This window comes from Dyadobacter sp. CY326 (genome assembly GCF_021390515.1).
GTDB lineage: Bacteria > Bacteroidota > Bacteroidia > Cytophagales > Spirosomataceae > Dyadobacter.
The window spans coordinates 316,892-342,089 of the sequence record NZ_JAJUXI010000006.1 but is presented as its reverse complement, the minus strand read 5'-3'; the positions used below and the strand labels follow the sequence as shown (position 1 = coordinate 342,089).

Here is a 25,198-nt window from a genome sequence, read left to right as displayed (position 1 = left end):
CGGTTAAAACACACACACTATATGCTTGAAATCTACATTTCATATTGTTTAAAAAATCCAATCTCTAGTATTGCAGTCTTTATCACACTATTACCAATAACTTTGATTCTTATAAAGAAGGCTTACATTGATCCCTCGTTTAAACTGTTGCTGTTTTATCTCATTGTCAAGCTGATAATCGATATTTTAATGTTTCAATCAGCCGCCAGACATAGAAACAATATCATACTTTTTAATCTGGGCATACCAATCAATTACGCGATGCTGAGCGGAATGTTTTACTTTAAGTTCAGCTCGCGTGTATTCAAAAGAGGCCTGATCGCTTCAATGATAGGGTTTTTGATATTCACATTGTGGGACATCCTGAACTCGAACGCGGAAATCAGCGACTTGCACAATCATAGGGCCGTTTTATTTGCAAAAACAGTTGAAGGCGTCTTAATTATTACGCTTATTTTATTGTTCTTCTATGAGATTATCAAGTCGTTGAAAATCCCTAACCTGTTGACCTTCCCGTTTTTCTGGGTTTGTTCAGGTTTACTTTTATATTATTCAAGCTTTATATTTATTGCCCCTGTCTTACATTATACGGCCACTTGGAATAATTTGGTTGACCTAGGCATAACCGAAACGATTCCCACCATTTTTGAAATAGTGTGTGCCATGTTCATTAGCGTTGGTATTTATCATTTTTCAGCGAGAGATTATGCAAAATAGTGAAGAGTTGAAATGGGCTTTACTCGTGGCCTCACTGGCGATGCTGACAATGGCTTTTTGCTTGATCTCGTTCGTAATGTATTATCAAAAACGTCGGTTTGAGGAAGAAAAGCGGATCAGCGACATTGAAAAAACCTACAACCGCCTCCTGCTCGACACGGCTTTAAATTCCGAAGAAACCGAAAGACGTCGCATTGCCCAGGATTTGCATGATGACATTGGAACAATGCTCTCTCTAACCAAGTTAAGCCTCAATCAGCTTGGCAAAATCGTGGGAAGCACAGGGAATGAAAAAGAGGATCAGATTATGAAAAAGTCCCAATCCCTTGTTGAGGAAACCATCATTCACGTCAGAAGAATCACGCGCGACCTCGTCCCCACGACATTGGAACGGTTTGGACTGATCGAAGCCATCGAAGAATTTATTCATAAGCTGGAAGAAGACAACAACCTTGCCATCACTTTTCAGGCAAACACGGAGGACTTTCCGCGTCAGGGCCAGAAGCTCGAACTCACCCTTTATCGCATCATGCAGGAGCTGGTGAACAATGCGATAAAGCACGCCAGCTGTTCTCAAATCGACATTCGTCTTGAAATCAATGATGATGTGATTGGCTTGAAGGTCATCGATAACGGGGTCGGGTTTGATCCTGAGAAAATCAAAGAAAATAATCTTGCAGGATTGGGCCTGCTCGGAATTGAAAGTCGGCTGGCGATTGTCGATGGAACTGTCCAATATGAAAAACCCAAAATGGGCGGCTCGTGTGCATATGCGCAGATTCCTATGGTGCCCGTTTCAGACAGTAAACCAGAACCTTTGCATCCATTCCGGCGCGAGCGTGTGAACATTTAAATCATTATGAAAACTTTAAAACTTGGAATCGCCGACGATCACGAATTGTTCAGAAAAGGGTTTATCTCCATGCTGAGCGGCATTCCGGATTTCGAATTTATATTAGAAGCAGCCAACGGCCAGGAATTATTGGACCGCCTGCCCGCAAATACGCCTGACATTGTTTTTATGGATCTTCAAATGCCCGTTATGGACGGCATTCAGGCCACGGAAGCAGCATTTGAAAGGTTTCCGAATATCAAAGTCATTGTGGTTTCCATGTATAATGAGGACCGATTTGTGATCCACATGCTTGAAAAAGGCGTTCAGGGTTATTTACTCAAAGACACCAGCCCTGATGAAGTGGAAAAAGCAATCCGCCGCGTGGATGAAGAAGGATTTTACTACAACGACTTTGTTTCCAAGGCCATGCACCGCAAAATGGTCACCCGCCAGGTTAACAAGCATCCGTTTTTCCCCAATGCCTGCAATGTTGCCCTGTCTTCCAGGGAAAAAGAAGTCCTGCAATTGATATGCGATGGTTTTTCAACAGCCGAAATCAGCGACAAACTATTCATCAGCATTCGCACCGTTGAAGGCCACCGGTTAAGGGTTTTGGAAAAAACCGGCACCAAAAGCACAGCCGCAGCCGTCGCATTTGCTTATAAAAACCAATTGCTCAATTAACCAGTAACATGCCCGATCGCTGGAAACTGCTGCGATTTTATATTATCTTTCAGCCAATAACTTTGGAAGATTGTATGAAAGTCCTCATCGTTTGCACCAACCACGAAACATTCCCGAACAAAACCGGCAAGACTGGTTTATGGCTTAGCGAACTGACCTATTTCTACGATGTCATGAGCAAGCGCAAAGTTTTAATGGACATTGTCAGTCCGTTGGGCGGAAAAATTCCACTGGATGAACGCAGCCTGGATCTCAAAGACGAATGCAACGCCAAATATTGGGAAGATGCCACATTCCGCTCCAAGCTTGACAATTCACTCAGTCCCAATGATGTAGATTCAACCGATTATCGCCTGATCTATTTTACCGGCGGGCACGGTGCGATGTGGGATTTTTCAGAAAATACCGCTTTACAGAAAATTACACGGGAAATTTACGAACGAAACGGAATGGTTTCGGCCGTTTGCCATGGCGTATGCGGCTTATTGAATGTCAAGCTTTCCGACGGTTCGTGGCTTATTCAGGATAAATATGTTACCGGATTTTCCAATGTTGAAGAAACACTGATGAGCTTCGTCAGCGAAGTGCCTTATCATTTGGAAGACAAACTGAAAGAGCGGGGCGCGCATTACACCAAATCAATGATCCCGTTTATGGAATTCATTGAAATGGATGAACGGCTTATCACTGGCCAAAATCCCAATTCCGCAAAAAAAGTCGCATCGAAGGCTTTGGAAGAGCTTTTTGAAAAATAAAAACTTAGCTATTTTTCAAATCGCCGAAAAGGGATTTGAATGTCGGCAGAATAATATCTTTATCTGAAACGATCGGATTTTCAACGCCCCAGTTGATGGCCAGGTCCTCGTCATTCCACAAAATGCCTGACTCAGATTCCTTATTGTAAATGTTTGTGCATTTATAAGAAAAAATGGAATCTTCAAGCGCAACAAAACCATGTGCAAAACCTTCCGGAACGTAAGCAATGTTGTTCTTTTCACTGCTTAATTCAAAAATTTCGTGCTTGCCGAATGTCGGCGATTCAGGGCGAATATCTACGGCAACGTCTAAAACCTTCCCCGAAATAACCCGAACCAATTTCCCTTGCGCAAATGGCGCTTTTTGGAAGTGCAAACCTCTTACCACGCCTTTTTTCGAGAAAGACTGATTATCCTGAACAAAATTAGTTGGCAAGCCTAATTGCTTAAATATCTGCTCATTATAAGATTCAAAAAACATTCCACGCTCATCGTTAAAAACACGTGGGGTAAGTTCAACTAAACCGGCAATGGACGTTTCTCGAATTTGCATGGAAATATTATTTCTGTTGGTTCGTAATGGGATGTCTTAATATTCCGACAAATTTATGAATCTATTGATAGAGGTTGTAATTTCGGCGCATTATTTCCAAATTCATGACTTACGAAGCGCTGTTTGAGCAAATTTCCCAGAAAAAATCCTACTTGTGCGTTGGATTGGACACAGATATCAGGAAGATTCCCGCACACTTGCTGAATAATCCCGACCCGGTTTTCGAATTCAATAAGCAGATTATTGATGCCACAGCCGACTTCTGCGTTTCTTACAAACCCAATACAGCCTTTTATGAAGCCTCTGGTTCGAAGGGTTGGGAAAGTTTGCAGAAAACGCTGGAATACATTCCTAAAACGCATTTTTCCATTGCGGACGCCAAAAGAGGCGACATTGGAAACACTTCGGGCCTTTACGCAAGAACGTTTTTCGATCCGTCCGCTTCGGGACTGGACTTCGATGCGGTGACCGTAGCGCCTTACATGGGAAGCGACTCCGTGATTCCTTTTCTGGAATTTGAAGACAAATGGGTTATTCTGCTTGCATTGACTTCAAATCCGGGAAGCACTGATTTCCAAAGGATTGACTCACTAGGAACAGAACTTTTCGAACATGTGCTTCACATTTCGCAATCCTGGGCGGGAGCCGATCGCATGATGTATGTCATAGGCGCGACGCAGGCCTTGGAATTCGAGCGAATCAGGACAATTGTTCCCGACCATTTCCTGCTTGTCCCCGGCGTCGGAGCCCAAGGCGGCAACCTGGAAGAAGTTTCCAGATATGGAATGAATGCACATTGCGGGTTGCTGGTTAATGCATCCCGCAGCATTATTTATGCTGGAAACGGCGCTGATTTTGCACAAAAAGCAAAGAAAGAGGCACAGCTTCTCCAACAGGAAATGGAAACATATCTTGACAAATATTGCAAGTGACACCCTACATTGATTCATTGACAATCCATTTATTGCCCCATGCAACTTTCCGAGCAAAATACATATAACATTCAAGGCATCGATCCGCATCAATTAATTGAAGACTTTGGCAGTCCGCTTTACGTCTATGACGGCTCGACGATCAAGCGGAAAGTTTCGGAGTTGCAGCACGCTTTTGCTGGGATCAATATGAAGATCAAATATGCCTGCAAAGCTAACACAAACTTGTCCATTTTGCGGTTAATGCGGGAAATTGGGGTGGAATTGGACGTTGTATCGCCAGGAGAACTGGAAATCGGAATGCTTGCAGGTTATGCCGCAAATCAGATCACATTCACGCCAAGTGGCGTTCCGTTTGAAGAAGTGAAGACGGCAGTTGATGCCGGCGCAATTGTTAACATTGACAGCATTCCCTTGCTCAAATGGTTTGGACAAACTTATGGAAATACGAAACCTTGTCTGATCCGCATTAAACCCAATGTTGCAGCAGGCGGGAACATTAAAATCATGACCGCACATGCCGACTCCAAATTCGGGATCTCGGTTTTATTGCTGGATCAAATTCTGGATGTTGTAAAAAAATACGACATCAAAATCGTCGGTTTGCATCAGCACACGGGATCTGATATCAAGGATGCTGAGCCATTTTTACAAGTTGCAGACATTCTTTTTGAAGCCGCAAAACACTTCCCTGATCTGGAAATCATTGACTTAGGCGGTGGTTTTAAAGTTTCCTATCTGCCCGGCGACGCGATCACGGATATGGATTTATTGGGAAGAAAAATCACAGAGCGTTTCAAGAAGTTTTGCAGTGAATATGGCCGCGAATTGCAACTCTGGTTTGAGCCTGGCAAATTTCTGGTGAGCGAATCGGGATTTTTGATCGTCAATGCAACCGTTGTAAAAGAAGATCCAGCACGGAACTTCGTGCACGTTAATTCCGGGCTTAACCATTTGATTCGGCCCATGATGTATGGTTCTTATCACCATATCCTGAATCTGACCAATCCTGGCGGTGAGCCAAAAGTTTATAATGTCGTAGGCTACATCTGCGAAACGGACACATTTGCCACAGACCGAACTTTGCCCGAAGTAAGCCCGGGCGATGCACTCGCATTCCTCAATGCAGGCGCTTACGGTCTCACAATGAGCTCCAATTATAATGCAAGAATGCGCCCAGCCGAAGTTTTAATCGACAATGGTGCCGCCAAGCTGATCAGACGGCGGGAAACAATTGACGACTTGCTGCTAACGCAAATTGAGATATAGTCACCTCGAAATTATATAGGGAAGCACGCAAATGCTTCCCTTTTTTTGTGCCTTTCATAAAGCAAACGAGAGATATAATTAAGACATTTTGTCCTAAAAACTTTCATTTTTCCCGCTATAATGCCAAAATAGCAGGTTCTCGCATCAGGCATATAATTTTTCACAAGCCCAATAGCGTTATCAAACATTCATCGCCATGAACTTTAACCAATATACAATCAAGGCGCAGGAGATCATTCAGCATGCTGCGCAAATGGTTCAGGGAAACCAGCAACAGGCCATTGAAACAGGTCATGTGCTCAAATCCATTTTAGAGGAAGATCCTAACACCTCCCTATTTTTACTTAACAAATTGAATATCAGTCCCGACGTGTTGAACTCGCGTTTGGAAAAAATATTAGAAAGTTACCCGCGCGTAAGCGGTGGACAGCCTTATCTCGGCAATGATATGGCTGCGGCAAGTGCGAAAGCGCAGCATTATCTGAAAGAATTTGGTGACGAGTTCATCAGCATTGAACTGCTCATTCTAGGCATTTTGGGTGGAAAAGATTCTACTGCAAGCGCAATGAAGGAAGTGGGTTTTAAGGAAAAAGAATTGATTAATGCAATCAAAGAACTCAGAGGAAAAAATAACCCCGTGAAAGATCAAAACGCAGAGGCTAAATATCGTTCGCTGGAACGTTACAGCAAGAATTTAAATGAATTGGCCAAAGCCGGAAAAATAGATCCTGTTATTGGTCGTGACGAAGAAATCAGGCGGGTTTTGCAAATTTTGAGCCGCAGAACCAAGAATAACCCGATTCTTTTGGGTGAACCGGGCGTCGGTAAAACTGCCATTGTGGAAGGGCTTGCGCAAAGAATTGTGCAGGGCGACGTTCCAGAAAACCTTAAATCGAAGATCATTGTCTCCCTCGATATGGGACTTTTGATTGCCGGTGCGAAATACAAAGGTGAGTTTGAAGAAAGGCTCAAAGCTGTTATCAAAGAAGTTACAGATTCAGAAGGTGAGATCGTGTTGTTTATTGACGAGATCCACACATTGATCGGTGCGGGTGGCGGCGGCGAAAGCGCAATGGACGCAGCAAACTTGCTGAAACCAGCACTTGCCAGAGGCGAACTTCACGCCATCGGTGCAACGACTTTAAAGGAATATCAAAAATACATGGAGAAAGACAAGGCGCTCGAACGCCGCTTTCAGGCTGTTATGGTTGATGAACCAGACATTCCGGATGCAATCAGCATTCTGCGCGGGATCAAGGAAAAATATGAGCTGCACCATGGCGTCCGGATTCAGGATGACGCGGTTATAGCAGCCGTTGAACTTTCCAATCGTTACATCAGCGAGCGTTTTCTTCCGGACAAAGCCATTGACTTGATGGACGAAGCCGCATCCAAGCTGCGACTTGAAATGGACAGCGTTCCCGAAGAGCTGGACGAGCTGAACCGACGCATTATGCAGCTTGAAATCGAGCGCGAAGCGATTCGTCGTGAGAACAATAAAGACAAAGAAACGGTCCTTAACAAAGAAATTGCAGACCTGAGCGAAGAGCGCAACACGCTTAAAGCGCAATGGGAAAATGAAAAAGGCGCCGTTAATGAGGTGCGGACGCTGAAAGAGCAGAGTGAACAATTAAGGTTGGAAGCTGAGCAGGCTGAGCGTGCCGGTGATTTCGGCAAAGTGGCTGAAATTCGTTACGGCCGCATACCGGAAGTGCAAAACAGGCTTACCGAGTTGCAAAAGTCTCAGGATTCGGAGAGCCTAATGCAGGAGGAAATCACGCCTGAGGACATTGCTGAGGTTGTGGCCAAATGGACCGGAATTCCGGTGAGCAAAATGCTGCAAAGCGATCGTGAGAAATTGTTGCAGCTTGAAAGTCACCTGCATCAGCGCGTCGCCGGGCAAGATGAAGCCATTGAAGTCGTTGCGGATGCCGTGCGACGCAGCCGCGCAGGATTGCAGGACGCGAAACGCCCCATCGGCAGTTTCTTGTTCCTGGGACCAACCGGTGTCGGAAAAACGGAGCTTGCCAAAACGCTTGCCGAATATTTGTTTAATGATGAAAACGCCATTGTGCGGATCGACATGAGCGAATATCAGGAACGCCATTCAGTAAGTAGGCTGGTGGGAGCGCCTCCGGGATATGTGGGTTATGACGAAGGTGGCCAGTTAACAGAGGCCGTGCGACGCAAACCTTACAGTGTGATTTTGTTGGATGAAATTGAAAAAGGACATCCGGACGTTTGGAACATTCTCTTGCAAGTGCTTGATGAAGGCCGCTTGACCGATAACAAAGGTCGGGTTGCAAATTTCAAAAACACGATCATTATCATGACGTCCAACATTGGCAGCCACATTATCCAGGAAAAATTTGCCGAGGATGAAGGCTGGAACCACCCGCTCATCGTGGAGGAAGCCAAGCAAGCCGTGTTGGATTTGCTAAAATCATCGGTAAGACCTGAGTTTTTAAACCGCATTGACGAGATCGTGCTGTTTGAGCCGCTTACCATGAAAAATATCCGGAAAATTGTTGACATACAATTTAAAGGAATTCAAAAGATGCTTCTGGAACAAGGCATCACATTGGATGCAACCGACGAGGCCCTGACCAAGCTGGGAGAAGACGGGTTTGACCAGGCATATGGAGCCAGACCATTGAAACGGGTTTTGCAACGACGTATTCTGAATGAGCTTTCAAAAGGCATATTAAGCGGTCAGGTTGCCAAAGATTCGGTGATTATGATGGAGCTGAATGCGCACGGCGATCTCATTTTTGAGAATGTCGGCGGAGTAGAAATCTAACAATCTGGAAAATTTCATATTTGAACGAGCGGCAACATTGCCGCTCGTTTTGTTTTAATTGGGATAAGATCGACAAGCCTTTGTCTACAATTGGGGCTGCAATGCTACGATCGTATTTTGAAAAGCGCATCGATTGGGTGACAATTTTTTGGCATAATTTTTGTACAATTAATTATGCAAATAATCTAACCCTTTATTTAAGAGCAATCCCGTGGAACAATCACTAAATTCATTCAAAGTTGCGATTCTGGTTGCCGACGGATTTGAGCAAGTGGAAATGACTTGCCCCAGAAAAGTCCTAAATCAGAACGGTGCAACAACACATCTGATCTCGCCCAACAAGGGCGCCGTTAGAGGGTGGAGCCATCTGGACTGGGGCGAAAGGCACAATGTAGATGTCCCGCTCGCGCTTGCCCGTGCCGATTATTACGACGCATTGTTGTTGCCCGGCGGCGTTCTGGGTCAGAACTTGTTGAGAATGAACAGGCGTGCCGTGGAGTTCGTCAAGTCATTTTTCTCACTGGGAAAACCGGTTGCAGCAATGTGCCACGGCCCACAAATCTTGATTGACGCCGATGTCGTGCTCGGTCGGGTTTTAACTTCCTACGCAGCAATCCGCCATGACCTGCAAAATGCCGGCGCTCGCTGGGTCGACCAGGAAGTTGTAACAGACAACGGATTGATTACAAGCAGAACGACAGACGACTTATCCGCATTTACCAGCACAATGATCAAGGAATTCAACATGGAATTGCATCAGTAAGGCTTTCGGCAAAAGTCGAGTAAACCTTCCACGGAGGATTTGCAAAAACTTCATAAAATCAGCGAGGCTGCTATCTTTGGCGATTCATTGATTTTGTGCTTTCATGACACTCATTTCTCTTCAAGGCGTTTCGGCCCGCAAATACAACACCACAGTTTTATCGGACGTCAATTTTGACATTGAAAACGGTCAGCATTGGGCTGTGCTCGGGCCCAATGGATCGGGAAAAACGATTTTGCTGGACGTGATTGCCGGGAAATGGCCTGTATCCCAGGGAAAGATTATCTATAATTTACCGGCACCATTGCGCCAGGCCATTGAGCTTGTTTCTCATGATTATTCATTCAATCGCATTGTAAGCGCTGGCGCTGAATATTATCAGCAGCGTTTTCATGCTTACGAATCTGAGCGTGCGCCGCTGGTGCGCGCGATATTGACAGATCAATTGAAACCTGTTGGAACGGTAAATGAAAATTCAGTAAGCCTCGCTCCGACGCTGGTGAGCGAGGAGGATTTGCAAAAAGTTGCAGCTCTGTTGTCCATCACACATTTGCTCGATCATCCATTTGTGACCTTATCGAATGGTGAAACAAGGCGCATGCTTCTTGCCAAATCCTTATTAAAAAAACCTAAAATTTTGGTTCTGGATAATGCATTCAGCGGTCTGGATGTACATTCCAGGGAAGTTTTACGCAATGCCCTGAATGGGTTGGCAGCATCAGGCGTGACAATTATCATGGCGACCACTGCTGCTGAAATCCCATCATGCATTACAAATGTGATCGAATTGGAGGCGGGAAATATTTATCAAACACTTGATATACAAGATTATACCAAACACTCGGCGCACAATTCACACGATCCCAAACCTGATCCGGCAGAACTTGCCCGGTTTGGACAACCGGTTCACATTGATTTTGAGAATGCAATTGATCTGAGAAACATCAATGTGCGCTATCTCGAACAGCAAATTTTGAGCGACGTCAATTGGAAGATTGCAAAAGGTGAAAAATGGGCGCTTTCAGGTCCTAATGGTTCCGGAAAATCAACATTGCTGAGCATTATCACAGCCGATAATCCGCAGCGCTTTGCCAATGATTTTGATTTGTTCGATAAAAAACGAGGCGGCATAGGCGCTTCCATTTGGGACATTAAACAAAAGATCGGCCATGTTTCTCCGGAGTTGCACCTCTATTTCCCACGGGAAACAACTGTGTTCAAGACCATTGCATCCGGCTTTTTTGACGCGACAGGCGTGTTTTTCAAAAAACTTTCAGAAACGCAAATTGAGCGCGTTCACGAAGTTGCGCGGTTATTGCATGTGCATGAATTGATTGAAAAGAAATTCTCTGAGTTGTCCAAAGGGCAGCAGCGCATGGTTTTGCTAGCCCGCGCATTGGTTAAAAATCCGCCATTGCTGATCCTGGACGAGCCCTGTCAGGGATTGGATGCAGACGCGATCGAATATTTCAAAGCGGTTGTCGACGCCATTTGCGACACACCAGAGCGAACATTGATTTACGTTTCACATTATCCGAATGAAATCCCGAGCTGCGTAACGAAAACTTTGCGACTGAATGAGGGAAGAGTCGTCAATTGAATGTGAGATTCAATGTCTAGCGAACCGGGTTCGCAGCCTCTTTCAAAAATCCATTTTTCAAATTCATCACAATAGACAATGAGCTGCTGCCAAAGCCTGAAACATATTGCGCTCGCCCATAACCGACCTCAAATCGCTTGATCCGCATCCACGCACCAAACGAAAAGCCAGCCAATGCGCCTTTATTCGCCAGCCTTAATTCCTGCCTCCGCAAATGGTCATAACCCAGCATAATCCGGAAATTTGGATGGATTAAAGCTTCCGCTCCCAGAGCCAAATGCCGGCCAAGCTTTTCCGCAACCCGGACCTTTCTTGGCACTTTATTGCCATTGTTATCATAGGTGAAAAACAGATTTGGGTCATTGTAAACCATATCAAACTTGTTCAAATGATGCACCGTGACTGAAACGCGAACCGGCATATATTTCGGCTTGAAAGTCATTCCTACCCGCACGTCGAAAGGCAATGTTGGATCACCAAGACTGGAATAATTTTGCTTCAAAAAACCCAAGTTTTTGACAACAAAACCGACCGTCAAATCCTGCGTCGGATGTTTAAAAGCACCTCCCCAGTCGAATGCTATGCCGTATAAATTATAAGATTGAATGGACGCTCCGGCAAATTTCAAGGTTCCACCAACTGTAAATGCGCCTAATGTGTGCCCATAACCCGCAGAAATGCCATAATCCGCAGCCCGAAACTCCCCTATCACGTTGCCAATGTCATCGGTTTCGACCATTGTTCCGTAATTCAGATATTGCAATCCAACGGCCCAAACGCCCGCAGATTTCCCAATCCGCCTTGCATAAGCAGTATTGACAAATCGCGTATCTGCCAGATAAGGCATTAAATTGATGGAGACATTGTTGGCTTTTGAAGAGTCGAGCAGGGCAGGATTTTGGATAAAAAGCGCGGGATCATTGCCGGAGATCGTCAGATGATTGGCGCCTAATGCTGTGCTTTTAGCCTGGGCAGGCAGTTGCAAAAAATCAAGTTTACTTCTTCCGCCAATTGATTGCGCTTTCACCATTCCTGCCAGGACGCAAAGGAATCCTGCAAAAAATAACGCGCACAATCCGTTCTGCCTCATAAGCTGCAATAATTTCCCGAATCAGTAAAATGACACTATATTTATGACCTCTACAAGAACAAATGTAACCATATCGTCCGTATTACATGGGATCAGTATCTTCCTCGACTTCAAAAAAAGAACTTTTAGACCAGAAAAATGCTGAGGCAGATTTGGGTGGAGGTGAGCAACGGATTGCGGCGCAGCACGCCAAAGGCAAGTTAACTGCCCGCGAGCGGATCATGGTGCTGCTCGATAAGGGCACATTTGAAGAAATCGGGAAGTTTGTGCTGCATCGGAGCAAGGATTTTGGTCTGGATAAGGAGCATTATCTGGGCGACGGCGTGGTGACGGGTTACGGGAAGGTCAATGGTCGGCTTGTTTACATTTTCGCGCAGGATTTTACCGTTTTTGGCGGCTCGTTGTCCGAAACGCATGCTGAGAAGATCTGTAAAATCATGGATCTGGCCATGAAAAATGGCGCTCCGCTGATTGGATTGAATGATTCGGGTGGCGCAAGAATTCAGGAAGGCGTGCTTTCACTGGCGGGTTATGCAGATATTTTTTATAAAAACACATTGGCATCCGGCGTCATCCCGCAAATTTCGGCCGTGATGGGTCCGTGCGCGGGCGGGGCCGTATATTCTCCCGCCATTACAGACTTTATTTTAATGGTCGAAAACACAAGTTACATGTTTGTGACCGGCCCTAATGTGGTAAAAACCGTTACGCACGAAACGGTTACGGCCGAGGAACTGGGCGGCGCGATGACGCATGCAACAAAGTCGGGAATCACACATTTTGTGTCTCCTAATGAAGTCGAATGCTTGCTGGCGATCAAAAAACTGCTCAGTTACATTCCGCAGAATTGCGAAGAAAATGCGCCAAAACTGCCTTACGAGAACAAAAACGAGTCCCGGCCTGGGCTAAACACGATCATTCCCGACAATGCCAACCAGCCTTACGACATGCGGGAAGTCATTGCAGAAATCGCGGATGCGGATACATTTTTCGAAGTCCATCAAAATTTTGCTGAAAATATCGTCGTCGGTTTTGCAAGAATAGCGGGCAGGAGCATTGGCATTGTGGCCAATCAACCGGCCGTTTTAGCAGGCGTGCTCGACATTCATTCCAGCCAGAAAGCCGCACGATTTGTCAGATTTTGTGACAGTTTCAATGTGCCATTGCTTGTGCTGGAAGATGTGCCGGGCTTTTTGCCGGGAACAGATCAGGAGTGGAATGCCATCATTACCAATGGCGCCAAATTGCTTTACGCCTTTTGCGAAGCCACGGTTCCCCGCATTACGGTCATCACACGCAAGGCATACGGAGGCGCATATGATGTGATGAATTCCAAGCACATTGGCGCGGATATGAATTTTGCGTGGCCAACTGCCGAAATTGCCGTAATGGGCGCAAGCGGCGCTGCTGAAATTATTTTCAAACGCGAAATTGCGCAAGCCGAAGATCCCGCTGAAAAGTTGAAAGAGAAAATTGACGACTACACTGAGAAATTTACCAATCCCTATCGCGCCGCACACCGGGGTTACATTGACGAAGTTATTTATCCGGAGCAGACGCGCGAGAAACTCATCCGCGCATTCGAAATGCTCGAAAATAAAGTCGATATCCGTCCGAGAAAAAAGCACGGAAACATCCCGCTTTGAGGGCATTATAGGAATGTTAGGAGAAACACTATTTCATTCCAAAGTAAATTGTGCTTAATGTTCCGCATCGGAAATGCCGCTTTGTTACATTCTGATTATTATCCTAAATTCACCTAAGACTTTACATTTAATTCCTAAACATCCTTAATTAATGAAAGAAAAAAACGGCACATCTGCGTCCAGACGGACCTTTATTAAAGGTTCACTTGCCACGCTGGCCACTTTTTCAATTGTCCCGCGCCATGTTTTGGGCAAAGGATTTATTGCCCCCAGCGATCAGCTGACCAAAGCCATCGTAGGCACCGGCTCCATGGGCCGCGGCCACATTCCATATGCCGGCACCAAGGTCGTTGCGCTTTGCGATGTGGATAAAAAACATCTTGACATTGCCGTCGGAATGGTGGACAAAGGCGTAAAAACCTTTTCCGATTATCGCGAAGTGATCCAGCTTCCCGAAGTTGACATTGTCCACGTGGCCACGCCACCGCATTGGCACGGGATCATTGCCGCAGACGCTGCGCGCGCCGGAAAAGACGTTTGGTGTGAAAAACCGATGACGCGCACGATCGGGGAAGGAAAACGCCTGGTGGAGGCTGTGCAGCAGCACGGCCGGATTTTCAGGCTCAACACCTGGTTTCGTTTTCAGGACAATTTCTACGGCATGAGAACGCCGGTTAAACCCATTAAAAAGCTGGTTCAAAGCGGTTTGCTGGGATGGCCTTTGAAAGTGACCGTTAGCAAGCATACGGGTTTCGACTGGAAATTTTATTGGGTTGGCAACACAAACAACGCGCCCATGCCCGTTCCTGCCGAGCTGGATTACGAAATGTGGCTCGGACCTGCGCCTTACAAGCCATATAGCGAACACCGCGTGCACCAGACTTTCCGGGGTTACTGGGATTACGATGGCGGCGGATTAGGCGATATGGGCCAGCATTACATTGACCCTATTCAATATTTTTTGGGCAAAGATGATACAAGCCCGGTAAGCGTGGAAGTGGATGCCCCTCAGCAACATACGGAAGCCGTAGGAACGTGGCGCCGCATCACTTACACTTATGCTGATGGCTGCCAGATTGTGCTGGATGGTAAAGCAAAGGACGAAAAAGTGGCTTACATAGAAGGTCCGAAAGGCAAGCTTTTCCCAAATTTCCAGTCCGACATTCCTGATCTTGAAAAGAAATTGGCCGCATTCCCGGACCCCGAACCGCAGGTTACAGACTTTGTAGATGCTGTCAAAAACCGTAAGAAGTTTGCGCTTAATGAAGAAAACGGACACCGTTCGTGCACCATTGTAAACATGGGACTTGCTGCATTAAGGTTGGGACGCTCATTGAAATTTGACCCCGAAAAACAGGAATTTATAGACGATGAAGGTGCAAACCGACTCATTAACCAACCGATGCGTGGCCCCTGGACCATGTAATCTGGGTTTGTTCAACTTTGCATTCATTCATTTCCATCCTTGATATTCAATGAAAAGAAACTTATATAACATTTTGGCCCTCTGCATGTTGATTTCGCAGGCATGGGCTCAAACGGACGATGCGCTGGCGACGAAAGTCAAAACATTGTTATCCAAATTTCCTTCCCAAAACGAAGCTGCATTAAAGAAAAACATGGAAGAACTGGGCCAGCTCGGCAAGCCGGGACTGGTTCAAATCGCTTCCATGCTGACGCCGCTGGGCAAAGGAGATAATACAAAAATCCAATATGCAATCGGCGGTTTCACTTACTATGCTTCTCAGGCTGGCAAAGAGGATTTTCGAAAAATAGCTGCGGAAGCTTACGGAGAAGCATTATCGAAAGTAAGCGATCCGGATAGCAAAAACTTTCTGATTTACCAATTGCAGACGGTTGGGAAAGACGAGTCGATAGAGGTTTTGAAATCCTATTTGAAAGACGAAAGACTTTCTGGTCCGGCTTCAAGAACATTGGCCAGAATCGCCTCTCCTGCTGCTGGCGCTGCGCTATTGCAAGGTTTGGAAGGCGCTCCGGAAAGCACGAAGATTGCGATCATTGAAGCATTAGGCGGCGTTCGTTACAAGGAGGCGGCCTCGGTTATTGAAAAATCGGCTGTGAATGAGGATCTGCTTTTGCGCAAAGTAAGCTTGTTTGCGCTTTCCGAGATTGGCGCTCCTTCCTCTGAGTCGATATTATTGGCTGCGGCACAAAAAGCGAATTTCGGTTATGACGAATCGGATGCGACTGCTGTTTACCTCAAATATCTGGCAAGACTGGCGGAAAACGGCAACGCTGCCGCATCTGAAAAAGCCGCATTGGCATTGCTAAAAAACACGCCGGATGCCAAGCAAGGACCAACGCGGTCATCTGCTTTGAAAATTTACTCAGACATTAAAAAACGCGAATCTGTTCCCGTGCTGGTGAATGCTTTGCAAAGCGCTGATCCGCAATATCGCGCTGCTGCATTGAAATTGGGGCAAAAATATTTAATGGCTGATGGCACAACGCCTTGGTTGAACGCAATGAAAAAGGCCAAACCCGAGGTTCAGGCTGAGATCATCACAATGCTAGGACATGCCAATTCAAACGATGCTTTGCCTGTCATTCAAAAATCATTGACGTCCAAGGATAGCAAAGTGAAGCTCGCGGCAATTTGGGCAGTGGGAAAAATCGGTCAGGCAGCGAGTGTTCCGGGTTTGATTAATGTGTTGAAAACGGCTAACGCGGATGAAGTTGCGGCTGTTAAAAGCAGTTTGTTAACCATTAAGGGTGATGCCGTTGTAAATCAAATTGCAACCGCTTTGCCTTCGCTTCCTGCATCCGCGCAACCTGCGGCGATTGACGTTTTGGCTGCGCGTGAAGCCAGTTCAAAGCTTAGCAATGTGTTTGCTTTGCTGAAAAGCCCCAATGCGGAAGTTTCGAAATCGGCTTACAATGCATTGAAATCGCTGGCAACAACCAATGATCTGCCGCAAATGTTCACTTTGCTTAACACGGTTAGCGATGCTGAGCAGATGTCTGCTATTCAAAAAGCAGTTGCGGCCGGAGTAAAAGGTTCAGGTGATACGAAAGCCCAAACGGATCTTATCTTAACGCAAATTCAGGCGTCACCTGCGGATAAGCAGTCCAACTATCTGGGCGTTTTAGCAAGCATTGGCGGAAAACAAGCATTGAATTCCGTGGTAACAGCTTACAATAGCGGCGACGTCCAGGCCAAAAAAGCGGCCATCACAGCATTGTCTGCATGGGCTGACGCAACCTCCGCCAACGAGCTTTTAGCAATTGCAAAAAAGACAACGGATAATGCGGATTTTGAGGCTGCATTGGGTGGATATGTTTCGGCTGCGACTAAGTCTGCTAAAACACCGACGGTGAAAGTAATCATGCTTCGCGAAGCAATGGCTTTGGCCAAAACAGACGCACAAAAAGAAATGATCCTAAAAGAGCTGCCACGCTTGCGAACATTTAATGCATTGCTTTTTGCTGGAAAATATCTGGATAACCCGGCTACACAACAAGTTGCGGCACAAGCTGTGATGACCATTGCATTGGCTAACAAAAACTTTTACAGCGCCGAAATTCGCGATTTACTTACCAAAGCAAGTTCAGTTTTGACAGGAAAAGACGCTGAATATCAAAAGGAATCGATCAAAAGACATTTATCAGAAATCCCAAAGGGTGAAGGTTTTGTGGCTTTATTCAATGGAAAGGATCTTTCCGGCTGGAAAGGCTTGGTTGAAAACCCGATCGCTCGCGGTAAAATGAGCGCGGACAGTTTGGCATACAAGCAAAAAAAGGCCAACGAAGCTGCTAACAAAGACTGGTTTGCGAAAGACGGGGAACTCGTTTTTTCAGGTCATGGCGACAACCTTGCCACGATGAAGCAATATGGTGATTTTGAAATGTTTGTGGATTGGAAAATTCAGAAAGATGGCGATGCGGGCATTTATTTGCGCGGAACGCCTCAGGTGCAGATCTGGGACACGTCACGCGTGAGCGTGGGTGCGCAGGTTGGTTCGGGCGGACTTTATAACAATAAAGTCAATCCGAGTAAGCCGTCAAAACTGGCCGACAACGCCATTGGCGAGTGGAACACATTCCATATCACCATGATTGGCGATCGCGTTTCCGTTGATTTGAATGGCGAAAATGTTGTTGATAATGTGATATTGGAAAATTACTGGGACCGTAACCTGCCCATTTTCGCCAAAGAGCAGATCGAATTGCAAGCGCATGGAAACCAGATCAATTACCGAGACATTTATGTGCGCGAAATTGAGCGTCCCGAGCCGTTTAAACTGAGCGATGCAGAACAGAAAGAAGGTTTCAAAGTTCTTTTCGACGGAACAAATATGTTTGAATGGGTTGGCAACCGAACGGATTATTTCATTGATAACGGCGCATTGGTCGTTGATCCAAAGAAAGGCGGCAAAGGAAATCTGTACACAAAAGACGAATTCAGTGATTTCGACTTCCGTTTTGAATTTCAATTGACTCCCGGAGCAAATAATGGATTGGGCATCAGGACGCCGATGGAGGGAGACGCGGCTTATGTAGGAACCGAAATCCAGATCTTGGATAACGATGCGGACATTTATAAGGATTTGCACGAATATCAATATCACGGATCGGCATATGGCATTATTCCTGCCAAAAGAGGCTTTTTGAAACCAATGGGTGAATGGAATTATGAAGAAGTGCGTGTGCAGGGTTCAAAAATTAAAGTAACGCTAAACGGCACGGTCATTCTCGACGGTGATCTGGCCGAGGCAAGTAAAAACGGAACCGTGGATCACAAAGAACATCCCGGATTAAAACGGACCAGCGGGCATTTGGGCTTTCTGGGACATGGATCTGAATTGAAATTCAGGAATATCAGGATCGCTGATTTGACAAAAGTCGCTGAACAACCTGTGGTTTCAACTAAAAATAAGAAACGGAAATAGCGAGAAGAATAAAAGATTTATCAAGAAAAATCCTCTGCAAATTGCGGAGGATTTTTTGTTTTAGTATAAATTTATACCGGAGAAAGTGTAAATTTGTTTTATGATGGAGCAGGGTAAAAAGATGTATGAGGCGGTTGATGAAAGTGAGCCAAAGATTTTGGAAGAGGCTCAGGCAGCTTATGGTCATAGCGTAATGCCAGCAAGCATTATTTTCAGTTCACCCGTTCGCAAACCCGAAAGTAAAATGACAGCAATCGAGAAAATGCGTGTTGTAAAGCAAGGAATCAGTAAAACTGATCTCGAAGGCTTCAAGGACAAGATCGGGATGGATTATGACCAGCTGGCCGCAACATTGTCCGTGGCGCGCGCAACGCTGATTAACAAAAAAGGTGCAGATAAATTCAACCCGACGGTCAGTGAAAAGCTGGTTGGGCTTGCGGATATTTATTCTTATGGTTATGAAGTTTTTGAGGATGTGGACCGCTTCAATCGATGGATTTTTAGCCCAAACCGTGCATTGGGAGGCGAAAGCCCTTATAATCTTTTGGATAATCAATATGGGCGTGAGGAAGTAAAAAACCTGATCGGGCGTATTGATTATGGCGTTTATTCCTAATCCCTCATGATCGTTTACCGCATAGGGCGCACAAAATACGCACACGATCTTACCGGCGAAGGCGCGAGGCTTTTCGGCGGGCGCTGGAATCACAAACTCACTCCATGCATTTACACATCCGCCAGTCGGGCCCTTGCGCTGCTCGAATATACAGCCAACATTAGCATTGACGACATTCCCCGCGCACTGAGCATTACGACATTTGAGCTGGCTTCACTGGACATTTATCAAACCTCCATTGCGGATTTACCGGGCAATTGGCGCGATGCACCTGCTCCCGCCTCGACCAAAGATTACGGAACAATGGTGCTTAAAAAAGCTTCTCACGCATTTTTACAAATTCCTTCGGCAATCATTACTGACGAATTTAATTATCTGCTCAATCCAATGTTCGTCGCGCAAGATGCCTTCCGCATTGTTGATGTCAAGGACTTCGTTTATGATTTAAGGATTAAATTATAAGAAAATTTAAAAATGCCCATAATCAACTGATTTGGGCATTTTTATTTAGCTTTGAGTTAGTAACAATCAAGCCATATGAAAACCAGTCACCTTTTTTTATCAGCTGCACTTTTATTAGGAGCAGTTTCAGCGAAAGCACAACATTCTTTAACCCAAATATGGGCAACGGACGCATCCCTTCCAGTTCCGGAATCTGTATTTTTTAGTCCAAAGGACCAAGTTTTATACGTCGCACTGATCGACGGGCAAGCAGGTGAAAAAGATGGGAAGGGCGGGATTGCCAAGGTTGGATTGGATGGAAAAATTGTTGCAAAAGATTGGATAACCGGTCTTAACGCACCAAAAGGCATGGGCATTAAAGGCAATACATTGTATGTGACAGATGTAACCGACGTGGTTGAAATTGATATCAAATCAGGGAAAATCATTAAAAAACACGCTGTGGAGGGTTCAAAATTCTTGAATGACCTTACCATCGATGCAAAAGGCAACATTTACGTTTCTGATTCGAGCACAAAGAAAGTGCATCTGATTAAGGATGGTAAAATCACAACGTTTATTGAGGATTTGACCGGGCCCAATGGCGTTTTGGCAGTTGGCTCAGATGTGTTAATCGCGGATGCGGGAACATTAAAAAAAGTAAGCGCGACAAAAGAAGTGAGTGTTGTTGCTGAGGGCATGGATAAAAGCACAGACGGAATTGAACAGGTGGTTTCGGGTGAATATATTGTTTCGTGCTGGGCTGGCGTAGTTTATTACGTAAAGTCAGACGGAACCACGCAAAAGTTGCTGGATACAAGCGCTGACAAGACCAATTCAGCGGACATTGGGTACGATACCGTTAAAAAAATCGTCTACGTGCCGACTTTTGGAAAAAACAGTGTAGTAGCTTATCAGTTAAAATAAATATATTTATAACCTAAAAATTAAATTAAAACCAGTTGTTTCCATGGACATTTTTGTTGGGAGTCTTTCTTTTAAATTGAAGGAGAGCGAACTGCGTGAAGCTTTCGAAAAATTTGGAACAGTGAGCTCCGCGAAAATTATCATTGACAAGATTACACGTCAGAGCAAGGGTTTCGGCTTTATCGAGATGCCGGATGAAGAAGAGGCAAGGTTGGCAATCAACAACTTGAACGGAGCAGATATGTACGGACGGCCGCTGGTTGTCAATGAATCGCAGAAAAAAGAAGCAAGAACTGATACGGGTGCGCCAAGAAGAGAAGGAGGATTTAACAGACCGGCTCGTCCTGAAACGGGCAGCAGCACTGACAGACCAAGCACCCCAGGCAGCGGAATCGCACCAGGCGGAGGCGGGTTTGGCGGAGGAGGCGGCTATTCAGGAGGCGATAAAAGTTCAGGTGGAGGAAATAACGACCGATACAGAAGCAGCGACCGCAGCAGTTACAACGGCGGTGGATATAGCGATAAAGGAAAATCATCGAAGCCTGACGACCGTTTCGGTAAGGGAGGCGGTGAGCACAAGAAAGGCGGAGGTGGATCCAAAAACTACACCCGAAACATTGGTGATGACGATGATGACGATTATTGAGAAATAAATGGCATAAAAAAACCTGTAAGATTCAACTTACAGGTTTTTTTATGCACTTACATCAACGCTTATGCAGGGACTGCGTTATTCGCTTTGATTTTATTGTCCTTAAAGAACAAGACAAACAGCACTAAGACGACTGCCGCGATTCCCGCAGGAACCATCCAGATGCTTGTCCAATCCTTCACACCATTTACAGTGTACATGTCCGCAACCAAACCCGCGAGCCACGAGCCAATGCCCATTCCAATGCCGTAGGTTGCAATTGAAATAAGTCCCTGCGCAGAAGAACGATATTTTTCCCCTGCTTTGCTGTCTGTGTAAATCTGGCCGGTGACGAAGAAGAAGTCATAACAAACGCCGTGCAGAATAATTGCCATATAAAGCAGCCATTCACTGTTCACATCGCCATAACCAAAACCGATAAAGCGAATAATCCAGGCGATAAGCCCTACAACCAACATCCATTTTACACCCAAACGGCTGAATGCGAGCGGGATCAGGAGCATAAAAACAACTTCCGAAGCCTGGCCCAACGACATTTTATTCTCTACATTGGTCATGCCCGAATCAGTCAACGACGGATTAGCCATGGCATAATAGAATGACAAAGGAATGCAGATTAATAGCGAGGAAATGAAGAATATCGCAAATGACCGGTCTTTGAAAAGCGTGAATGCATCAAGACCAAGAATGTCAGTAAAAGTCGATTTTGTGCTCGGTTTTGGAGGCGTATCAGGTAAAAAGAATGCGTAAACTCCCAGAAATGCTGAGGCGACCATTGAAATTTTAAAGATCATCACATCATCACCAAAGCCATAATAACCAATAATATTGGAAACGACAATCCAGGAAACGGTGCCCATTACGCGTATCGCTGGGAAATCCTTTTCCGAGTTGGTAACCTGCTGCATGGCAATAGAAGTCGTAAGCGACATCATGGGCGCGAAAGAAATGCAGTAAGCTAGGATAATCCAGAAAAAGTTGTCCGGATCGTCAACGCCGATTAAAACAAAAAGAATTGCGGCACCCGCAAGGCTCAAAACGCCTAAAACTTTTTGTGCGGCAAAGTAACGGTCGGCAATCATTCCGACGAAAAAGGGAGCGATGATCTGCGCAATTGAAAAGGCTGCATAAGCATTTCCAACCTGCCCTCCCGTCGCTCCAAGTGCAGTAAACAGATATTTACTCATTTGCCCATACCACGAGCCCCATATAAAATAGAGCAGGAACATCATGGCCATCAATTGAAAACGCGTCGAGTTTTTCATAAAAAGGGATAGGAGATTGATTGGTAAATTATAAAGTGTTTTGGGTTAGTTCTGAACGATCTTTTTGAATTCATTAAGCTTCAAAAGCGCCTCAATCGGCGAAAGTGTGTTCACATCGACCAACGAAAGCTTCTCCTTCAACTCTTCCAGGCGCGGATCGGCTGGCTCGAATATGCTGAGCTGAAAGTTGTTTTTCGGGATTTCTTTTACGCGCTTTTTGTGCTCCTGCGTTACGTGATCCTTTTCCAAATGGTGCATGATCTCGCTCGCCCTCAGCACGATAGGCTGCGGCATGCCCGCAATTTGGGCCACGTGAATCCCAAAGCTGTGTGCGCTTCCGCCTGGTTTAAGTTTTCGCAGGAAAATGACCTTATTATCCACTTCCTTGACGGCAACATTGAAATTTTTGATGCGGGGGAAGTCGTCCGTAAGCTGGTTAAGCTCGTGATAATGCGTTGCAAACAATGTTTTCGGACGACAATCTGCCTGACTATGAAGATATTCAGCAATAGCCCATGCAATGGAGACGCCGTCATAGGTGCTGGTTCCGCGGCCTATTTCATCCATTAAAACCAGACTGCGGCTGCTCAAATTATTCAGGATACTCGCCGTTTCTGTCATTTCAACCATGAATGTGCTTTCGCCCCGGCTCAAATTATCGCTCGCTCCTACCCGCGTGAAAATCTTGTCCACCAATCCAATGGCCGCAGATTTTGCAGGCACATAACAACCCATTTGGGCCATCAGCACGATCAGCGCCGTTTGTCTCAGCAATGCAGATTTTCCCGCCATGTTAGGCCCGGTGATGATAATGATCTGCTGCGCAATGTCATCCAGAAACAGATCATTCGGCACATAACTTTCGCCAAGCGGCAGTTGCTGCTCAATCACCGGATGGCGTCCGTCCTTAATATCAAGTTCGTTCCCTTCGCTGATGACTGGTTTTGCATAATTGTTTTTTCGCGCAACTGTCGCAAATGAGCTCAGTGCGTCCAATGTGGATATTACAAATGCATTTTGCTGCACCGTGCTTACATATTCGGCAGCTGTAAGCATTAGTTCGTTAAAAATCCGATATTCAATTGAAGAGATTTTATCCTCTGCATTCAGGATTTTTTCTTCGTATTCCTTCAATTCCGGCGTGATATAACGCTCGGCATTGACCAAAGTTTGCTTCCTGATCCAGTCCGTCGGCACTTTGTTTTGATGCGCGTGCGTGACTTCCAGATAGTACCCAAAAACCTTGTTATAAGCGATTTTTAGCGAGCCGATTCCAGTTCTTTCAATTTCGCGGTTTTGGAGTTTTAGCAAATAATCTTTTCCCTCGTAAGAAATAGCATGCAGCTCGTCCAGCTCAGGGTCTACGCCGCTTTTCACAATTCTTCCCTGATTGGTCAGAATTGGCGCGTCATCCCGGATTTCTTTCTCAATTCTATCAACCAAAAAAGTACACGGATTCAGCTGATCCGCATATTTTTTTAATATTTCAATGGCTGGGTTAATGGCTTTTTTATTGTCTTTGCCACTGGCCGATTTGCTTTCTTCCTGATGAATGATGCCAGAAATCAGTTCCTGAACGGGAGCGATCTGCTTCAATGATTTTTTCAGTTGAACGAGCTCACGCGGGTTGATCCTTTTCACCGCAACTTTCGAAATCAGCCTTTCCAGGTCACCGATTTGTTTCAAATGCTGAATCACCGCATCGTGCAGATCTTCATTATCTAAAAAATGCTCGACCGTGTTCAGACGATCCTCAATGAGCAGCTTCTCTTTAAGCGGCAAAACGATCCATTTCCGGAGCAATCGCGCACCCATAGGCGTAACAGTCTGATCCAAAATCTGGATTAACGGCACGCCGCCTTCTTGTTGCGGATAAATTAATTCTAAGTTGCGAACCGTAAACCGGTCGAGCCAGACGTATTTTTCTTCTTCCAAACGCGTAATGCGTCCAATGTGGCCCACTTCCTTATGCTCCGTTTCCCGCAAATAATGCAGGATCACACCAGCGGCAATGATGCCCATGGGCAAAGCTTCGATGCCAAAACCTTTTAATGTTGCAGTTTGGAAATGCGTGATCAGCTGCTCGTAACCATATTCATAGCCAAAGCACCAGTCTTCCAACTGAAATGTATGATATTTTCCACCGAAAAGCTGGTTGAATTCTTGCTTATGCCTTTTGCAAAACAAAACCTCAGCGGGCGTGAAGCCCTGCAACATCTTGTCAATGTAAGATGCATTGCCCTGCGCGGTCATGAACTCTCCTGTGGAAATATCCAGGAACGCGATGCCATATAAATTGTCAGAACCCACGTGCACGGCCGCCAGATAATTGTTCCTGCGAATATCCAGCACATTATCATTCAAAGAAACGCCTGGCGTAACCAGCTCCGTAACACCTCTTTTTACAATTCCTTTTGCAAAAGCAGGATCTTCAAGCTGGTCGCAAATGGCAACACGCTCTCCGGCACGGACGAGTTTGGGAAGATAATTATCAAGTGAATGGTGTGGAAAACCGGCCAATTCTTCATGCGACCCGCCATTATTTCTGCGTGTGAGCACAATCCCCAAAATCTTCGAGGCGCGAATCGCATCTTCTCCAAAAGTTTCGTAAAAATCCCCTACGCGAAAAAGCAAGAGTGCGCCCGGATACTTAGCCTTGATCTGATTGTATTGCTTATTAAGCGGAGTTTCTTTTTGTGCCTTTGCCAACTATCAGCCGTATTTTGAGAATAGGATATATACA

General features: G+C 45.6%; 20 protein-coding genes. 16 read left to right on the top strand and 4 right to left on the bottom strand.

Features of this window, described 5'->3' with window-relative positions:
- Positions 1 to 21: 21 nt before the first annotated feature.
- The 4 genes from LZG73_RS14270 (at position 22) to LZG73_RS14255 (ending at position 2,991) form a co-directional block, all read left to right on the top strand.
- Positions 22 to 717, top strand: coding sequence for a hypothetical protein (locus LZG73_RS14270; RefSeq protein ID WP_233850717.1), 696 nt, complete (start codon positions 22 to 24; stop codon positions 715 to 717).
- Positions 707 to 1,570, top strand: coding sequence for a sensor histidine kinase (locus LZG73_RS14265; RefSeq protein WP_233850715.1), 864 nt, complete (start codon positions 707 to 709; stop codon positions 1,568 to 1,570). The genes LZG73_RS14270 and LZG73_RS14265 overlap by 11 nt, the downstream gene beginning before the upstream one ends.
- A 6-nt stretch (positions 1,571 to 1,576) precedes the next feature.
- Positions 1,577 to 2,236, top strand: coding sequence for a response regulator transcription factor (locus LZG73_RS14260; RefSeq protein WP_233850713.1), 660 nt, complete (start codon positions 1,577 to 1,579; stop codon positions 2,234 to 2,236).
- A gap of 74 nt (positions 2,237 to 2,310) precedes the next feature.
- Complete coding sequence (locus LZG73_RS14255) at positions 2,311 to 2,991, top strand: type 1 glutamine amidotransferase domain-containing protein (RefSeq protein ID WP_233850710.1); 681 nt, start codon at positions 2,311 to 2,313, stop codon at positions 2,989 to 2,991.
- Between the two features lie 4 nt (positions 2,992 to 2,995).
- On the opposite strand, the gene rfbC is transcribed toward LZG73_RS14255, so the two are convergent.
- Positions 2,996 to 3,544, bottom strand: a complete 549-nt coding sequence (gene rfbC, locus LZG73_RS14250) for a dTDP-4-dehydrorhamnose 3,5-epimerase (RefSeq protein WP_233850708.1) — start codon at positions 3,542 to 3,544, stop codon at positions 2,996 to 2,998.
- A 104-nt stretch (positions 3,545 to 3,648) separates the two neighbouring features.
- Between rfbC and pyrF the strand changes: the two genes are divergently transcribed.
- The 5 genes from pyrF (at position 3,649) to LZG73_RS25560 (ending at position 10,908) form a co-directional block, all read left to right on the top strand.
- On the top strand, positions 3,649 to 4,476 hold the full coding sequence (gene pyrF / locus LZG73_RS14245) for an orotidine-5'-phosphate decarboxylase (RefSeq protein ID WP_233850706.1): 828 nt from the start codon (positions 3,649 to 3,651) through the stop codon (positions 4,474 to 4,476).
- A 39-nt stretch (positions 4,477 to 4,515) separates the two neighbouring features.
- Positions 4,516 to 5,745 (top strand): diaminopimelate decarboxylase, encoded by a 1,230-nt coding sequence (lysA, locus tag LZG73_RS14240; protein WP_233850704.1) that lies wholly within the window; start codon positions 4,516 to 4,518, stop codon positions 5,743 to 5,745.
- A gap of 196 nt (positions 5,746 to 5,941) precedes the next feature.
- Entirely contained in the window at positions 5,942 to 8,545 is a 2,604-nt protein-coding gene (clpB, locus tag LZG73_RS14235; protein ID WP_233850702.1) for an ATP-dependent chaperone ClpB, read from the top strand.
- Between the two features lie 211 nt (positions 8,546 to 8,756).
- Entirely contained in the window at positions 8,757 to 9,308 is a 552-nt protein-coding gene (locus LZG73_RS14230; protein WP_233850700.1) for a type 1 glutamine amidotransferase domain-containing protein, read from the top strand.
- Between the two features lie 103 nt (positions 9,309 to 9,411).
- The gene (locus tag LZG73_RS25560) at positions 9,412 to 10,908 is read left to right on the top strand and encodes an ATP-binding cassette domain-containing protein (protein WP_304488737.1); all 1,497 of its coding nucleotides are present in this window, start codon (positions 9,412 to 9,414) and stop codon (positions 10,906 to 10,908) included.
- A 16-nt stretch (positions 10,909 to 10,924) separates the two neighbouring features.
- On the opposite strand, the gene porQ is transcribed toward LZG73_RS25560, so the two are convergent.
- A complete protein-coding gene (gene porQ / locus LZG73_RS14215; RefSeq protein ID WP_233850698.1) occupies positions 10,925 to 11,998 on the bottom strand; it encodes a type IX secretion system protein PorQ in 1,074 nt (357 codons plus the stop codon).
- A gap of 86 nt (positions 11,999 to 12,084) precedes the next feature.
- Between porQ and LZG73_RS14210 the strand changes: the two genes are divergently transcribed.
- The 7 genes from LZG73_RS14210 to LZG73_RS14180 all read left to right on the top strand — a co-directional run bounded on the left by LZG73_RS14210 (position 12,085) and on the right by LZG73_RS14180 (position 21,184).
- The gene (locus LZG73_RS14210) at positions 12,085 to 13,644 is read left to right on the top strand and encodes an acyl-CoA carboxylase subunit beta (RefSeq protein ID WP_233850696.1); all 1,560 of its coding nucleotides are present in this window, start codon (positions 12,085 to 12,087) and stop codon (positions 13,642 to 13,644) included.
- Positions 13,645 to 13,795: 151 nt separating this feature from the next.
- The gene (locus LZG73_RS14205) at positions 13,796 to 15,070 is read left to right on the top strand and encodes a Gfo/Idh/MocA family oxidoreductase (RefSeq protein ID WP_233850694.1); all 1,275 of its coding nucleotides are present in this window, start codon (positions 13,796 to 13,798) and stop codon (positions 15,068 to 15,070) included.
- A 49-nt stretch (positions 15,071 to 15,119) separates the two neighbouring features.
- Positions 15,120 to 18,554: a DUF1080 domain-containing protein gene (locus LZG73_RS14200; protein WP_233850691.1), complete on the top strand. Its 3,435-nt coding sequence runs from the start codon at positions 15,120 to 15,122 to the stop codon at positions 18,552 to 18,554.
- A gap of 100 nt (positions 18,555 to 18,654) precedes the next feature.
- The gene (locus LZG73_RS14195) at positions 18,655 to 19,170 is read left to right on the top strand and encodes an antitoxin Xre/MbcA/ParS toxin-binding domain-containing protein (RefSeq protein WP_233850689.1); all 516 of its coding nucleotides are present in this window, start codon (positions 18,655 to 18,657) and stop codon (positions 19,168 to 19,170) included.
- 6 nt (positions 19,171 to 19,176) lie between these two features.
- The gene (locus tag LZG73_RS14190) at positions 19,177 to 19,632 is read left to right on the top strand and encodes an RES family NAD+ phosphorylase (protein WP_233850687.1); all 456 of its coding nucleotides are present in this window, start codon (positions 19,177 to 19,179) and stop codon (positions 19,630 to 19,632) included.
- Positions 19,633 to 19,707: 75 nt separating this feature from the next.
- Complete coding sequence (locus LZG73_RS14185) at positions 19,708 to 20,538, top strand: SMP-30/gluconolactonase/LRE family protein (RefSeq protein ID WP_233850685.1); 831 nt, start codon at positions 19,708 to 19,710, stop codon at positions 20,536 to 20,538.
- Positions 20,539 to 20,581: 43 nt separating this feature from the next.
- On the top strand, positions 20,582 to 21,184 hold the full coding sequence (locus LZG73_RS14180; protein ID WP_233850683.1) for an RNA-binding protein: 603 nt from the start codon (positions 20,582 to 20,584) through the stop codon (positions 21,182 to 21,184).
- A 68-nt stretch (positions 21,185 to 21,252) separates the two neighbouring features.
- Here the strand turns inward: LZG73_RS14180 and LZG73_RS14175 are convergent, their stop codons facing one another.
- On the bottom strand, positions 21,253 to 22,455 hold the full coding sequence (locus tag LZG73_RS14175) for an MFS transporter (RefSeq protein ID WP_233850681.1): 1,203 nt from the start codon (positions 22,453 to 22,455) through the stop codon (positions 21,253 to 21,255).
- A 45-nt stretch (positions 22,456 to 22,500) separates the two neighbouring features.
- Entirely contained in the window at positions 22,501 to 25,164 is a 2,664-nt protein-coding gene (mutS, locus tag LZG73_RS14170; protein WP_233850679.1) for a DNA mismatch repair protein MutS, read from the bottom strand.
- Positions 25,165 to 25,198: the final 34 nt, after the last annotated feature.

Excerpts from the sequence above, each read along its gene's own strand:
- LZG73_RS14270 (WP_233850717.1), top strand. The coding sequence starts at position 22 with ATGCTTGAAATCTACATTTCATATTGTTTAAAAAATCCAATCTCTAGT.
- LZG73_RS14265 (WP_233850715.1), top strand. The coding sequence starts at position 707 with ATGCAAAATAGTGAAGAGTTGAAATGGGCTTTACTCGTGGCCTCACTG.
- LZG73_RS14260 (WP_233850713.1), top strand. The coding sequence starts at position 1,577 with ATGAAAACTTTAAAACTTGGAATCGCCGACGATCACGAATTGTTCAGA.
- LZG73_RS14255 (WP_233850710.1), top strand. The coding sequence starts at position 2,311 with ATGAAAGTCCTCATCGTTTGCACCAACCACGAAACATTCCCGAACAAA.
- rfbC (WP_233850708.1), bottom strand. The coding sequence starts at position 3,544 with ATGCAAATTCGAGAAACGTCCATTGCCGGTTTAGTTGAACTTACCCCA.
- pyrF (WP_233850706.1), top strand. The coding sequence starts at position 3,649 with ATGACTTACGAAGCGCTGTTTGAGCAAATTTCCCAGAAAAAATCCTAC.
- lysA (WP_233850704.1), top strand. The coding sequence starts at position 4,516 with ATGCAACTTTCCGAGCAAAATACATATAACATTCAAGGCATCGATCCG.
- clpB (WP_233850702.1), top strand. The coding sequence starts at position 5,942 with ATGAACTTTAACCAATATACAATCAAGGCGCAGGAGATCATTCAGCAT.
- LZG73_RS25560 (WP_304488737.1), top strand. The coding sequence starts at position 9,412 with ATGACACTCATTTCTCTTCAAGGCGTTTCGGCCCGCAAATACAACACC.
- porQ (WP_233850698.1), bottom strand. The coding sequence starts at position 11,998 with ATGAGGCAGAACGGATTGTGCGCGTTATTTTTTGCAGGATTCCTTTGC.
- LZG73_RS14210 (WP_233850696.1), top strand. The coding sequence starts at position 12,085 with ATGGGATCAGTATCTTCCTCGACTTCAAAAAAAGAACTTTTAGACCAG.
- LZG73_RS14205 (WP_233850694.1), top strand. The coding sequence starts at position 13,796 with ATGAAAGAAAAAAACGGCACATCTGCGTCCAGACGGACCTTTATTAAA.
- LZG73_RS14200 (WP_233850691.1), top strand. The coding sequence starts at position 15,120 with ATGAAAAGAAACTTATATAACATTTTGGCCCTCTGCATGTTGATTTCG.
- LZG73_RS14195 (WP_233850689.1), top strand. The coding sequence starts at position 18,655 with ATGATGGAGCAGGGTAAAAAGATGTATGAGGCGGTTGATGAAAGTGAG.
- LZG73_RS14190 (WP_233850687.1), top strand. The coding sequence starts at position 19,177 with ATGATCGTTTACCGCATAGGGCGCACAAAATACGCACACGATCTTACC.
- LZG73_RS14185 (WP_233850685.1), top strand. The coding sequence starts at position 19,708 with ATGAAAACCAGTCACCTTTTTTTATCAGCTGCACTTTTATTAGGAGCA.
- LZG73_RS14180 (WP_233850683.1), top strand. The coding sequence starts at position 20,582 with ATGGACATTTTTGTTGGGAGTCTTTCTTTTAAATTGAAGGAGAGCGAA.
- LZG73_RS14175 (WP_233850681.1), bottom strand. The coding sequence starts at position 22,455 with ATGAAAAACTCGACGCGTTTTCAATTGATGGCCATGATGTTCCTGCTC.